Here is a 13288-nt window from a genome sequence, read left to right on the forward strand (position 1 = left end):
CGCCGGGGAGGGGGTCGATCGTGCTCCGACAGCAGGACGTGGGACACCGGATCGTGGTCCGCCGGATTGTGGGGATTCGTGAGGGCCGCACGCTGTTCTCCGACGCGCTCGGCGAGCTCGTCGAGCTGAGCGAGACCCACATCACCCTCTCCACCGACGCCGGTCCGCTGCGCGTACCGGTCGCCGAGGTGCACCGGGCCAAGCGGGTGCCGCCGGCCCGCCGGCCCACCGCCGCCGCCGTGGTCGCGCTGGAGCTGGCCGCCGACGAGGCGTGGCCCGCACCGGTACGCGGACGGCTCGGCGACTGGCGGCTGCGCTGGGCCGACGGCTGGACCGGCCGGGCGAACAGCGCACTGCCGGTCGGCGACCCGGACCGTCCCCTGCCCGCCGCGCTGGACGCCGTGCAGCGCTGGTACGCCGAGCGCGGCGGCACCGCCCTGGTGAACACCCCGCTGCCGCTGGCCGCCCCGGTCGGCGCCGAGCTGGACGCGCGCGGCTGGACGGCCCGGCCACCGGTGCTGGTGCAGACCGTCCCGCTGCGCGCCCTGGCCGCGCCGGACCCCGCCCCCACCAAGCCGCCGCCGGTCACGCTCGCCGACGCGCCCGCCGACGACTGGCTGGCGATCGCCGCCGGCCGCAAGGGTGGCCTGCCGGACGCCGCGCGACACGTGCTCACGGCCGTCGACCGGGTCCGCTTCGCGGAGCTGCGGATCGACGGCCGGCTGCTCGCGGTCGGCCGGGGCACGGTGACCGGCGAGGGTCGCTGGCTCGGCGTCAGCCTGCTCGAAGTGCTGCCCGAGGCGCGTCGGCGGGGATTCGCCGTCGCGGTCGTCCGCGCCCTGGCCGGCTGGGGCGCGGCCGAGGGCGCAACGCGCGCGTTCCTGCAGGTGGAGCAGAGCAACACCGGCGCGGTCGAGCTCTATCGCAGGCTCGGGTTCACCACCCACCACACCTACCTGACCCGGGTCGCCCCGGCCCCCTGAGCGGCGGGCCGGCGGTCAGCGGCGGACGATCCGGCGCGGCCGGGAACGCCGCATCTCGGCGTACCGCTTGAGCTGGCGGGACCGGTAGTCCCGGCCGAGCGCGGTGAGGATCAGGTAGCCGACGAGCACACCGGCCGCGGTGGCGGCGAGATAGAGCCAGATCTGCGCGAAGAAGAGACCGGCGCCCCCGCCGAACGGGTTCTCCCCGACCACCAGCGGACCGACGAACACGGTGAGCGCCAGCGCCACCCCCACCGCGGCGGCCAGGTCACCGGCCAGGCGGCCGAGCGGCCGGTCGGCCCCCCACCGGAACGCGGCGCCCGCCAGGATCAGCCCGATCACCAGGAACATCACCAGCGAGACCCGGTCGGACGCGGCGTCGTCGTCCGGGAACGCGAATCTGGTCACCAGCCGGGCCACCACGTTCACCACGAACAACGCGGCCGCCAGCACGCCGACCGCACGCCACCGCTGACCCATCGCACGCCTCCCGCCGTACCGCCCGCTTCCTCCGCGGGCCTCTGGCAGGAATGTCTACCACCGTCGCCTGTGTGGCGTCAGCACCTCATCGGCCAGGCGGCGGCGTCACCAGGTGCCGGAAGCCGACCACGGCGAACGTGACCGCGCCGGCCACGATCAGCGCCAGGCCGAGCACGTTGTCGCCGACCAGCGCGAGATCACCCTCGACGGTCCGGACGCCGCCCGCCACGATCACCAGGAACCACGGCAGCGCGGCAAGCACCACCGCCCAGCGGCCGCCGGTCGAGCGGTGCGCGAACGAGCCCAGCAGCACCGTCGCCGCCACCACCACCGGTACGCCGACGACCACCGCGCCCACCCCGACCAGCGCCTGCGCCGCGCCGGAGCGGCCCTGCACCAGCTCCCAGGCCCAGGTCGCGAAGATGAGTTCGAGCAGTGCGAGCAACACGCCGGCCCAGACCGTCAGCACGCCGCCGGTCACCCGCAGCGCGCGGTCGAGCGTCCGCTCCGCCCGGCTCGGCGGCGCGGCCTCCGGCGGCTGCTCGGCAACTGTCGACACGGGTACGGCCGGCAGCGTCACCGGACACCGGCCGCCGCGACCGGGGACCGGTCCGGGGCGTCCAGGGCGATTCCGGCGAAGAGGTCGTCCTCCCAGCCGTACGGGCCGCGGCCCGGCCCCTTCTCGCCCACCGCGAGCGTGAAGTACTCGACGCCCATGAACTCGCCGCCGAAGTTCCCGGCGATCGAGTAGAGCCAGGAGTTCGCCGGGATCTGCGTGGCGTGGGCCCGCATCGCCGCCTCCTTGGCGGCGTGCTGCTCGGTGCCGTCGATCCGGGCCGCGATTTCCGCGTCCGGCGTGCCGAACGGCAGCTCGTCGGCGCTCTCGATGCCGGCGAACGGGTTGTCCGAGGACTCGGTGAACGTCTCCAGCCCTACGTCGAGCACGCTGCGCGGCATGGCCGTCCAGTAGACCTTCGCCGGGGCGATCCCCTCGGCCGCGGCCAGCTCGACCGCCCGCATCGCCACCCGGTGGGCCTGGATGTGGTCCGGGTGGCCGTAGAAGCCGTGCGGGTCGTACGTGACGAGCACCTGGGGGCGGACCTCGCGGATGACCTCCAGCAGATGGCCGGCGGCGACGTCCAGGTCGGCCTGCCAGAACGCCCGCGGATGCTCGTTGGTGGCCATGCCCATCATGCCCGAGTCGCGGTAGCGGCCCGCGCCGCCGAGGAACCGGTGGTCGGTGACGCCGAGCGCGGCGCAGGCGTCGGCCAGCTCGCCGATCCGGTAGCCGCCGAGCTGGTCCGCCTCGGACGCGCAGAGCTGAGCCAGCTCCGGGACGTGGATCTCGCCCTCCTCGCCCAGCGTGCAGGTGACGAGCGTGACGTGGGCGCCGGTGGCGGCGTAGTGCGCCATCGTCGCGCCGGTGCCGATCGACTCGTCGTCGGGATGCGCGTGGACCAGCAGAAGGCGTCGGTCGGGCAGCGTCGTCACGCCCGTCACTCTAACCGGCGGTCCTGCCCGCTCGACGGTGATGCGTCCGCGCAGGTCGGCCACATCACCTCCGGCGCCCGCCTACGCTGCAGGCGTGGACTTTCCCGAGCTGGCCGCCCGTACTCGTCGGTTCAGCCACGGGGCGCCGCGCGCCGTCGCCGTCTCCGGCGACGGCTCCCGGGTCGTCTTCCTGCGCTCCGCGGGACCGGAGGACCCGGCCGACGCGCTCTGGCTGCTCGACATCGACAGCGGCGAGGAACGCTTAGTAGCCGATCCGGCGGTGCTGCTTGGCACGGACGCCGATCCGGCCCCTCTGGCCCCCGGTGAGCGGGCGCTGCGCGAGCGGCTGCGGCTCAGCTCCGGCGGCATCGGCTCGTACGCCCTGGACGCGGCCGGCCGGGTGGCCGCGTTCGCGCTGGCCGGACGACTGTTCCGGGCCGACCTGGTGCACGGCGACGTGGTCGAGGTGGCCGCCGGCGGGCCGGTGATCGACCCCCGGCCCGACCCGACCGGCGAGCGGCTGGCCTACGTCACCGACGCCGCCGAGGGCGTACGCCGGGGCCAGCTGCGGGTGGTGGAGCCGGACGGTACGGACAACCTGCTCGCCGGTGAGGACAGCGGCGTGACCTGGGGGCTGGCCGAGCACATCGCCGCCGAGGAGTTCCACCGCTACCGCGGCTACTGGTGGGCGCCGGACGGGCGCAGCGTGCTGGCCGCCCGGGTCGACGACTCCCGGCTGGAACGCTGGTACCTGCACGACCCGGCCGACCCGGCGAGCCCGCCGACGTCGCTGGCGTACCCCGTGGCGGGTGGCCCGAACGCGGAGGTCAGCCTGCACCTGCTCGACCTCGACGGCGGCTGGGTCGACGTGCACTGGGACCGGGAGACCTACCCCTACCTGAGCTCGGCGGACTGGGCCGACGGTGGGCCGCTGATCACCGTGCTGCGCCGCTCACAGCAGCACGGCCTGGTGCTGGCGGTGGACCCGCGCACCGGGGAGACGCAGGTGCACGCGGAGCTGGCCGACCCGCGCTGGGTGGAACCGATCCCCGGCACCCCGGCCCACCTGCCCGACGGGCGGGTGCTGGTCGGCGGCGAACTGGCTCACGACGGGTACGACGCACGCTGCCTGTTCGCCGACGGCACACTGCTCACCCCGCCCTCGCTGTACGTGCGGCGGGTGGTCGGGCGGCTGCCGAACGGCCCGAGCGCGACCGCCGACCTGCTGGTGGAGGCGAGCGAGGGCGAGCCGAGCCAGCGCCACCTCTACCGGGTGCGGACCACGATCGGCGGCGGCATGGACGCCCGCCGGATGGGCAGCGACCCCGGCTGGCACACGGCCGCGATCGGCGGCTCCACGCTGGCGGTGGGCGTCGCGTCGCTGGAGCACCCCGGGGTCCGCTGGCGGGTGTGGCACGGCGACCACGAGGTGGGTGAGCTGCGCTCGCTGGCCGCCACCTGCTCGTACGCGCCGCGGCCGACGATGGTCCGGGTCACCGACCGGCGGCTGCCCAGCGCGGTGCTCTACCCGGCCGAGCACGTCAAGGGCACCCGGCTTCCGGTGCTGCTGGACGTCTACGGCGGCCCCGGCCACCAGGAGGTCGTCGCGGCCCGCAGCGTCTGGCTGGAACGGCAGTGGTGGGCCGAGCAGGGCTTCGCGGTGGTCACCATCGACAACCGGGGCACCCCCGGCATCGCGCCCTCGTTCGAGAAGGCGATCCACCGCCGGGTCGCCGACGTGATCCTCACCGACCAGGTGGACGCGCTCACCGCGCTCGCCGACAAGCACCCCGACCTGGACCTGGAACGGGTGGCGGTGCGCGGCTGGTCGTTCGGCGGCTGGCTGGCCGGGCTGGCGGTGCTGCGCCATCCGGAGTTGTTCAAGTGCGCGATCGTCGGCGCGCCGGTCACCGACTGGGCGCTGTACGACACCGCGTACAGCGAGCGCTACCTGGGCATGCCCGACGACGGCATGGACGTCTACGCCCACCACTCGCTGGTCGAGCTGGCCGCCGAGCCGCTCGGCGACCCGGCGCAGGCCCGGCCGATGCTGCTGGTGCACGGCCTGGCCGACGACAACGTGCTGGCCGCGCACACGCTGCGGCTGTCGGCGGCGCTGCTGTCCACCGGCCGCCCGCACGCGGTGCTGCCGCTGACCGGGGCGAGCCACCTGGCCGCGGGCGGGGTGTCCGAGCGCCTGCTCCGGCTGGAGCTGGACTTCCTACGCCGCTACTTGTAAGGAAGGGCCCCTTCTTAACGCCTGGCGTTAAGAAGGGGCCCTTCCTTACAGCTCAGCTGCGGGCTACTGCTTGACGTACGCGTTCACGAAGCTGGGCCAGCCGAAGATGCTGCCGATGAAGATGCCACCGGCCTTCTCGCCGTGCGCCACGGAGACCACCTCGTTGTAGAGCGGCACCGCCGGCGCGGACTCCTTCATCAGCTTCTCGTCCAGCTTGCTCCACTCCTCGGCCTGCTTGGCCGGGTCCAGCGCCAGCACCCGGTCGAACTCGGCGTTGATCGCCTCGTTGTTGAGCTGGGACGTGTTGCTGTTGCCCTCGGCCTTGAGGCTGCGGCCGTCGAAGAGCACCGGCAGGATCGAGGCGCCGCTGGGCCAGTCGGCCGCCCACGAGTCGACCCACAGGTCCCACGGGTTGCTCTTCTTCTTCACGAAGTCGAGGTAGCCGTCCTCGGGGATCGGCTTGACGGTCACCGTGAAGCCGGCCTTCTCCAGCGCGTTCTTGACCTGGGTGGCGGTCTCCTGCGAGGCGGTGTCGTCCGAGGTGCCCAGCACCAGGTTCACCGACTTGCCGCCCAGCGTCTCCTTCGCCTTCGCCGGGTCGCCGCTCTCACCGGCCGGGTACGCGTCGAAGTTCTTGTACCCGAGCGTGGTCGGGGGAAGCAGCGTGGTCAGCGGCACCGCGCCGTACGGTCCGCCGAGGTTCTTGGTGATGCTGCTGCGGTCGATCGCGTAGTTGATCGCCTGCCGCACGGTCAGGTCGGTGACCCGGGTGGTGTTGATGCTCAGCCGGTACGCGTTGGGCGTCGCCGCGACGATCATCCGCGCCTTGAGCGCCGGGTCGCCGGTCACCTTCGCGATCAGCTCGGGCGGTACGCCGCCGGTGGCGACCGCCGCCGCGTCGTTGCCGGTGCCGGCGAGGACCCGGTTGGTCTGGGTGGTGTTGTCCGAGCCGAGCGCCCAGACGAACTTGTCCGGGTACGCGTGCCGCACCGGGTCGGTGGCCGGGTCCCAGTTCGTGTTGCGCTCCAGCACCATCTCCACGCCGGGCTGGATCTTGGTGAACCGGTACGGCCCGGACGAGAACGGCATGTTGTCCAGGTTGACGCCGGTGTCCTTGTCCGGCGGCAGCGGCGCGGTGGCCGGCAGCGACACCGCGAACGGCAGGTCGCAGCGGGGCTTGTTGAACTCGAAGCGCAGCGTGCGCGGGTCCGGCGTGGTCAGGCCGGGCGGCAGCGAGGTCTTGTTCTTCTTGAAGTCCCACTTGGTGTCGTACTGCGGGCTGTCGGCCAGCCACTCCTGCAGGTAGGTGGGGCCGCCGGTCAGGTCCGGGTCGAACGAGCGGGCGATGCCGTACGCGATCTCCTTGGAGGTGATCGGACGGCCGTCCTCGAACTTGACGCCCTCCTTGATCGTGAACTCCCAGACCTTGCAGTCGTTGTTCACGTTCTTGCCGGGCGTCTCGGCCAGGTCGCCGACCAGCGTGACGTTGCCCTTGCCGTCGTCCTTGAAGGTGGTGAGGAACCGGGCGTAGAGCTGGCTGCCCATCAGGCCGGCGAACGAGTAGACCCGCTGCGGGTCCAGGTGGGAGATCTTGCTCTCGCGCAGGATGTAGAAGGTTCCGCCCTTGGCCGCGCCGGGCACGTCGGCCGCGGGGCCGAGCGAGTCCTTCGGGTCGGTCGCGATGGCGCCGCTGCGGGGCTTGTTCGTGTCCGCGGTGTCGCCGTTGTCGCCGGTGTTCTTGCTGCACGCACTGAGGGCGACCACCAGTGCCATCGCGCCGCCCACGGCGGTGGCGAGTCTTGCTCGCATACTCAACTCCTCGGGTCCGATGAAGGAAAGCTTCGCTTAGCTTTCACTCGCGGTAAATTTCGAGCAGGTAACGGGGCCACAACGATCGACCACCGGCGACGCCCGGATCAGCCCAGACGCACCCGCGGGTCGATGAACGCGTAGAGCAGATCGACAACGATGTTCGCCACCACCACGAACAGCGCCGACACCAGGACGGTGGCCATGATGGTCGGCAGGTCGCCCTGGCGCACCGCCTCCACCGCCGTACGCCCGAGCCCCTGGATGCCGAACGTCGTCTCGGTGATGACAGTGCCGCCCAGCGCCGCGCCGACGTCGATTCCGGCGATCGTCACGATCGGCGTGATCGCCGCGCGCAGCGCGTGCCGTCCGTACACATTGCGTTTCGCCACGCCCTTGGCCCGCGCGGTCCGCACGAAATCCTCGGAGAGCGTCTCCAGCATCTGCGCCCGCGACAGCCGGGCGTAGATCGCGGAGAAGAGCAGCGCGAGCGTCACCCACGCCAGCACCAGGCCGCGCGCCCATTCGATCGGATTCTCCAGGAACGGCACGTAGCGGGGTGTCGGCAGGATCTTCAGCGAGTACACGAAGACCAGCAGCAGCACGGCGCCGACGAAGTAGAGCTGCAGCGAGGCGAACGTCAGCGTCAACCCGATCGAGATGCGGTCGAGCAGCGAGCCCCGCCGTAGTGCCGAGATCATCCCGAGTCCCACCCCGAGCGCCAGCCAGAGCACCGCCGCCGGGAGCACGATGTTCAGCGTCACCGGCAGCACCCGGGCGAACGTGTCGGTCACCGACTCGCTGTTGACGTAGGAGTAGCCGAGGCAGGGCGCCTCGCACTTGCCGCCCTGCGCGCTGCCCAGGTCACGGCCGACGAAGATGCCCTTCATGTAGTTGACGTACTGCGTCGGCTTCGGGTCGTTGAGCCCCAGTTCCGTACGCACCCGTTCCAGCCGCTCGGCGTTGCAGTTCTTCGGGCACATGCCGGTCACCGGGTCGCGGGGCAGCGCGAAGAACATGAGGAAGCTGACGATGCTCACCGCCAGCAGCACCGAGACGGCGAGCAGCAGCCGCTTCAGCAGAAACCGCACCATGGCGTCGAACCCCCTACCGTGACGACTTCGGGTCGAGCGCGTCGCGCAGCGCGTCGCCGAAGAGGTTGAACGCCAGCACGAGCGCGAAGATGGTGATGCCGGGGAAGAAGACGTACGCCGGGTCGGTCTGCAGGTAGTCGATGCTCCGGTAGATCATCCGGCCGAAGCTCGGCACCGACTCGGGCAGGCCGACACCGAGGAAGGACAGCGCCGCCTCGCCCGTGACGTACGACGGCACGGCGAGCGAGAACGCCACCAGGATCGGGGCCCAGATGTTCGGCAGCAACTGCCGGAACAGCATGTGCCCGAGCCCGGCGCCGCTGGCCCGCGCCGCCTCCACGAACTCCCGCTCGCGCAGCGAGACCACCTGGCCCCGGACGAGGCGGGCCGTTCCGGTCCAGCCGAACGCGGCGAAGACCACGATCAGCGTGGTCACCGCGAACCACGTCGGCACCGCGTCCCGGGGGCCGTAGAAGCGCAGCGAGAACGTCGGCACCACTGCCAGCGCGAAGATGAGGAACGGCAACGCCAGTGCGACGTCGGTGATCCAGCTGATCACCGAGTCGACCACGCCGCCCAGGAAGCCGGCGACGATCCCGAGCACCACGCCGATCGTCGTGGTGACGAGCGCGGCGCCGAGCGCGATCAGCAGCGACGTCCGGATGCCGTAGATCATCCGGATGAAGATGTCCCGGCCCAGGCCCGGTTCCAGCCCGAACCAGTGGTCGCCGCTGACGCCGCCCACGTAGCCCAGCGGCATGCCGGTGGCGTCCAGCAGCTCACCGAACTGCTGGTTCGGCGACACGCCGTAGAGCCGCTGGATCAGCGGCGCGGCAACCGCCACCAGGATGAACAGGGCCAGCACGATGCCGCTGACCATGGCGGTGCGGTCGCGCCGCAGGCGGGCCCAGACGAGCTGGCCGGGTGAGCGGCCGACCAGCCGCTTCTTCTCGTCCGGCTCCTGCCCGGGGGACTCGATCTCGGCGAGCGCCACGCCCTCGACCGGCGACAGGCTCATTTCGACACCTCCACGGGTTCGCCGGTCGGCACGCCGACCGGTCCGCTCTCCGGGTAGTGGCAGGCGGTGAGCTGCCCGCCGCCGTCCCGGGTGACCAGCGCCGGCTCCTCGGCGGCGCAGTGGTCGGTGGCCTTCCAGCAGCGGGTACGGAAGCGGCAGCCCGACGGCGGGTTCAGCGGGGTGGGGACGTCACCGGTCAGACGGATGCGGCCGGCGGGGCCGAGCGCTGTGACGTCGGGGATCGCGGAGAGCAGCGCCCGGGTGTACGGGTGCTGCGGCCGGGTGTAGATATCGTTCCGGTCGCCGATCTCGACGATCTTGCCGAGGTACATGACGGCGACGCGGTGGCAGAAGTGGCGGATGACGGCCAGGTCGTGGGCGATGAACACGAACGCCAGGTCGAGGTCGCGTTGCAGGTCGCGCAGCAGGTTGATGACCTGCGCCTGGATCGACACGTCCAGCGCCGAGACCGGCTCGTCGGCCACGATGAGCTTGGGTTTGAGCGCGAGCGCGCGGGCGATGCCGATGCGTTGGCGCTGCCCGCCGGAGAACTCGTGCGGGTACCTGTTGTAGTGCTCCGGATTCAGGCCGACGAGTTCGAGCAGTTCCTGGACCCGCTTCTTGACCCCGCCGGGCGGGGTGATCCCGTTGACCTGCAACGGCATGGCCACGATCCGCCCGACCGTGTGCCGCGGGTTCAACGACGCGTACGGGTCCTGGAAGATGATCTGCAGGTCCTGCCGCAACGCGCGCAACTCACGCCGCCCACCGTGGGTGATGTCCCGCCCCGCGAACTCGATCGACCCGGCGGTGGGCTCCAGCAGGCGCACCAGCATCCGCCCGGTCGTGGTCTTCCCACACCCCGACTCCCCCACCAGGCCCAGCGTCTCGCCCGGACGCACGTCGAAGTCCAGGCCGTCCACCGCCCGCACCGCACCCCGGGCGCGCAGGCCCTGCCGCACCGGGAAGTGCTTCGTCAGCCCCCGCACCCGCAGCAGCGGCTCGGTTTCGGCGCTCATCGGGCCACCCCCACCTGTGCGACCTCGTCGCGGTAGATCCGCTCCCGGTCGGCCGCCGACAGGTGGCAGGCCACCAGGTGACCGGGTGCTCCGGCCGGCCCCAGCTCGGGCACGTCGGTGCGGGAGCGGTCGCCGTTGACGTCGGCGTACCGGCAGCGCGGGTGGAACGCGCACCCCGACGGCAGGTTGATCAGACTGGGTGGGTTGCCGGGGATCGGCACCAGATCCGCGTCGGCGTCGGCGTCGGCGTCGGCGTGCAACGACGGCACGCTCGACAACAACCCCCAGGTGTACGGATGCTGCGGCGCCCGCAACACCCGCTCCACACTGCCGTGCTCCACCGCCCGCCCGCCGTACATCACCAGCACGTCATCAGCCACCTGCGACACCACACCCAGGTCATGGGTGATCAGGATGATCGCCGAGCGGAACTCCTCCTGCAGGTCGCTGAGCAGGTCCAGGATCTGCGCCTGCACCGTCACGTCCAACGCCGTCGTCGGCTCGTCGGCGATCAACAGATCCGGGTCGTTGACGAGCGCCATCGCGATCATCGCGCGCTGCCGCATCCCACCCGAGAACTCATGCGGATACTGGTCGAACCGCTTGGCCGGCTGCGGAATGCCGACCCGGTCCAGCATGTCCACCGCCCGCGTCCGCGCCTCGCGCCTGCCGGCCCTCGGGTGGTGCACCCGGTACGCCTCGGCGATCTGCTTCCCCACCGTGTAGTAGGGGTGCAACGCCGACAACGGGTCCTGGAAGATCATCGCCATGTCCCGGCCCCGCAGCCGACGGATCTCCTCCTCGGACAGCCCGACGAGCTGACGCCCACCGACGGAGATCTCCCCCGAGATGGTCGTGCGCTTCGCGTTGTGCAGACCCAGGATCGCCAGCGACGTGACGCTCTTGCCCGACCCGGACTCGCCCACGATCCCGAGCGTGCGGCCCCGCTCGACAGCGAACGACACGCCGTCCACGGCCTTGACCACGCCGTCCTCGGTGTCGAACCGCACCCGCAGGTCTCTGACCTGGAGATAGGGCCCGTCGCCGGATCGCTGCTCCGGCACCTCCGGACGGTCCGGCTCCCCGGACGGCACCGCCTCCGACCTGCCCATTGACCGCCTCCCCTTCGGTGATGAAGAGAACCTACAGGAAAACCCAGGAGGCGAAAATAAGCTACATCGAGCGGTCTGTCAGCGGCCTGAGCGTAACGACTGGGTTTCCGTCTCGCACGCCCGTCACCTGGGACATCCACGCCCGCGACTGCCCGTCGTCGCCTCGCCGCCGCACCCGTGGTGCGACGATGGTCCCGGCGACGAAGGGACGATTCCCGTCGGCACGAGGTGGAGGCGACCATGACCGCGGCGGTGTTCGGCCACGACGGCCGGCCTGGAACTACTACGCCGCCGCGGGCATCGAGTGGTACCTGCTGGTGGAGCAGGAGACCGGCACGCTGCACCTCCACCGGCGGCAGGGTCGGCACTACCGGGAGGTGTCGGTGACCAAGCCCGGTTCCGTGCTGGAGCTGACCGAGCCCGTCCGGGCCACGATCCGGCCGGAGGATCTCGTCCCCTGACGGATGTCGGCCCGCTCGCCTAGGGTCGGGCGCATGAGCGAGCGTCAGCGAGCGAATCATCGGGGCAGCGCGAAGGTGCCTCATGCCGGCACGCAGCGCAGCGGAGCGCCGGCATGAGCGAGTTCGACGCGGCGACCGCCGCCGTCCAGGCCGCTCTCGACGCGGGCGCCCGGTACGCCGACGCCCGGGTCATGCACCGCCGCTACGAGTCGATGTCGGCCCGCAACGGCGACATCGAGGAGCTGAGCCAGGACGAGAGCATCGGGCTGGGCGTACGCGCGCTCGTCGGATCGGGGTGGGGCTTCCACGCCGTACCCGATCTGTCCGACGCGGCGGCCCGCGACGCCGGCCGGCGCGCCGCGGCGATCGCCACCGCGAGCGCGCGGGTTCCCGGCCCGCCGATCGACCTGGTGCCGGCCGAGGCGGCGGTGGCGAGCTGGGCCTCGGAGTGCGCCGTCGACCCGCTCGGAGTGCCGCTGTCGGACAAGGGTGACCTGCTGGTCCGCGCCACGGCCACGATGCGTGAGCACGGCGCCGACCTGGCCGAGGGGCTCTACCAGATCTGGGACACCACGAAGTGGTTCGTCTCCAGCGAGGGCCATCGGATCGACCAGCACATCCGGGAGTGCGGCGGCGGCATCTCCGCCACGTCGATCGGCGACGGCGAGACGCAGCGCCGGTCCTACCCGAGCTACCGGGGGCAGTACGGCACCACCGGCTGGGAGCTGGTCACCTCACTCGACCTGGCCGCGCACGCCGCCCGGATCGCCGAGGAGTCCCGCGAGCTGCTCACCGCCCCGCAGTGCCCGGCCGGCGAGACCGACCTGATCCTCGGCGGCGAGCAGCTCGCCCTGCAGATCCACGAGTCGGTCGGGCACGCCATCGAGCTGGACCGCATCCTCGGCTGGGAGGCGGCGTTCGCCGGCACCTCCTGGCTCGACCTCGCCCGGCTCGGGTCGCTGCGCTACGGCTCGGAGCTGATGAACGTGACCATCGACCCGACCATCCCCGGCGCGCTGGGCAGCTTCGGCTACGACGACGAGGGCTCCCCGGCGGTCGCCCGGGACGCGGTCCGCGAGGGGCGGTGGGTCGGGGTGCTCGCCGGCCGGGACTCGGCCGCCGTCGCCGGCCTGGACTACGGCGGCAGCGTACGGGCCGACGGCTGGGCGCGTCTGCCGATGGTGCGGATGACGAACGTGGGCCTGGAGCCCGGCCCGCACACGCTGGACGAGATCATCGCGGCCACCGACGACGGGGTGCTGATGGACATCAACAGGTCCTGGTCGATCGACGACAAGCGGCTCAACTTCCAGTTCGGCTGCGAGGTCGGCTGGGAGGTGAAGAAGGGCCGTCGGGGGCGGATGCTGCGCAACCCGACGTACACCGGTATCGGGCCGGCCTTCTGGCGCTCGATGGACATGCTCTCCTCGGAGACCGTCGCCTGGGGCACGCCCAACTGCGGCAAGGGGCAGCCCGGCCAGGTCGGGCACACCGGCCATCCGGCCGCGCCGGCCCGGTTCCGGGGCGTCCGGGTGGGGGTGCGCGCATGAGCGAGCGCAGCGAGCGAATCAGCAGACTCAGG

12 protein-coding genes are annotated in these 13288 nt (G+C 72.0%); 4 read left to right on the top strand and 8 right to left on the bottom strand.

The window, feature by feature from the left end:
- The first annotated feature begins 20 nt into the window (after positions 1-20).
- Positions 21-983 carry a GNAT family N-acetyltransferase gene (locus tag FHU28_RS29970; protein WP_184688347.1) on the top strand — a complete coding sequence of 321 codons (963 nt, stop codon included), beginning with the start codon at positions 21-23 and terminating at the stop codon, positions 981-983.
- Positions 984-998: 15 nt separating this feature from the next.
- On the opposite strand, the gene FHU28_RS29975 is transcribed toward FHU28_RS29970, so the two are convergent.
- The 3 genes from FHU28_RS29975 to mshB all read right to left on the bottom strand — a co-directional run bounded on the left by FHU28_RS29975 (position 999) and on the right by mshB (position 2963).
- Positions 999-1463, bottom strand: coding sequence for a hypothetical protein (locus tag FHU28_RS29975; RefSeq protein ID WP_073828799.1), 465 nt, complete (start codon positions 1461-1463; stop codon positions 999-1001).
- 85 nt (positions 1464-1548) lie between these two features.
- The gene (locus FHU28_RS29980) at positions 1549-2043 is read right to left on the bottom strand and encodes a hypothetical protein (RefSeq protein WP_184688349.1); all 495 of its coding nucleotides are present in this window, start codon (positions 2041-2043) and stop codon (positions 1549-1551) included.
- Entirely contained in the window at positions 2040-2963 is a 924-nt protein-coding gene (gene mshB, locus FHU28_RS29985; RefSeq protein WP_184688351.1) for an N-acetyl-1-D-myo-inositol-2-amino-2-deoxy-alpha-D-glucopyranoside deacetylase, read from the bottom strand. The genes FHU28_RS29980 and mshB overlap by 4 nt, the downstream gene beginning before the upstream one ends.
- Before the next feature lie 85 nt (positions 2964-3048).
- Between mshB and FHU28_RS29990 the strand changes: the two genes are divergently transcribed.
- Positions 3049-5193 (top strand): S9 family peptidase, encoded by a 2145-nt coding sequence (locus tag FHU28_RS29990; protein ID WP_184688353.1) that lies wholly within the window; start codon positions 3049-3051, stop codon positions 5191-5193.
- A gap of 63 nt (positions 5194-5256) precedes the next feature.
- Here the strand turns inward: FHU28_RS29990 and FHU28_RS29995 are convergent, their stop codons facing one another.
- From FHU28_RS29995 to FHU28_RS30015, 5 genes are all read right to left on the bottom strand, one after another.
- Positions 5257-7002 (bottom strand): ABC transporter substrate-binding protein, encoded by a 1746-nt coding sequence (locus FHU28_RS29995; protein WP_184688356.1) that lies wholly within the window; start codon positions 7000-7002, stop codon positions 5257-5259.
- Between the two features lie 107 nt (positions 7003-7109).
- The gene (locus tag FHU28_RS30000; protein ID WP_073828804.1) at positions 7110-8096 is read right to left on the bottom strand and encodes an ABC transporter permease; all 987 of its coding nucleotides are present in this window, start codon (positions 8094-8096) and stop codon (positions 7110-7112) included.
- A 13-nt stretch (positions 8097-8109) separates the two neighbouring features.
- Complete coding sequence (locus FHU28_RS30005; RefSeq protein WP_073828805.1) at positions 8110-9114, bottom strand: ABC transporter permease; 1005 nt, start codon at positions 9112-9114, stop codon at positions 8110-8112.
- Positions 9111-10133 carry an ABC transporter ATP-binding protein gene (locus tag FHU28_RS30010; RefSeq protein ID WP_184688358.1) on the bottom strand — a complete coding sequence of 341 codons (1023 nt, stop codon included), beginning with the start codon at positions 10131-10133 and terminating at the stop codon, positions 9111-9113. The genes FHU28_RS30005 and FHU28_RS30010 overlap by 4 nt, the downstream gene beginning before the upstream one ends.
- Positions 10130-11245: an ABC transporter ATP-binding protein gene (locus tag FHU28_RS30015; protein WP_184688360.1), complete on the bottom strand. Its 1116-nt coding sequence runs from the start codon at positions 11243-11245 to the stop codon at positions 10130-10132. Before FHU28_RS30015 ends, FHU28_RS30010 begins: the two co-directional genes overlap by 4 nt.
- A 188-nt stretch (positions 11246-11433) precedes the next feature.
- Here FHU28_RS30015 and FHU28_RS30020 point away from each other — a divergent pair, with 188 nt between their 5' ends.
- Complete coding sequence (locus FHU28_RS30020; protein WP_260413205.1) at positions 11434-11706, top strand: Uma2 family endonuclease; 273 nt, start codon at positions 11434-11436, stop codon at positions 11704-11706.
- A gap of 113 nt (positions 11707-11819) precedes the next feature.
- The gene (locus FHU28_RS30025) at positions 11820-13256 is read left to right on the top strand and encodes a TldD/PmbA family protein (RefSeq protein WP_184688362.1); all 1437 of its coding nucleotides are present in this window, start codon (positions 11820-11822) and stop codon (positions 13254-13256) included.
- Positions 13257-13288: the final 32 nt, after the last annotated feature.

The organism is Micromonospora echinospora (genome assembly GCF_014203425.1).
GTDB classification, from domain to species: Bacteria; Actinomycetota; Actinomycetes; order Mycobacteriales; family Micromonosporaceae; genus Micromonospora; species Micromonospora echinospora_A.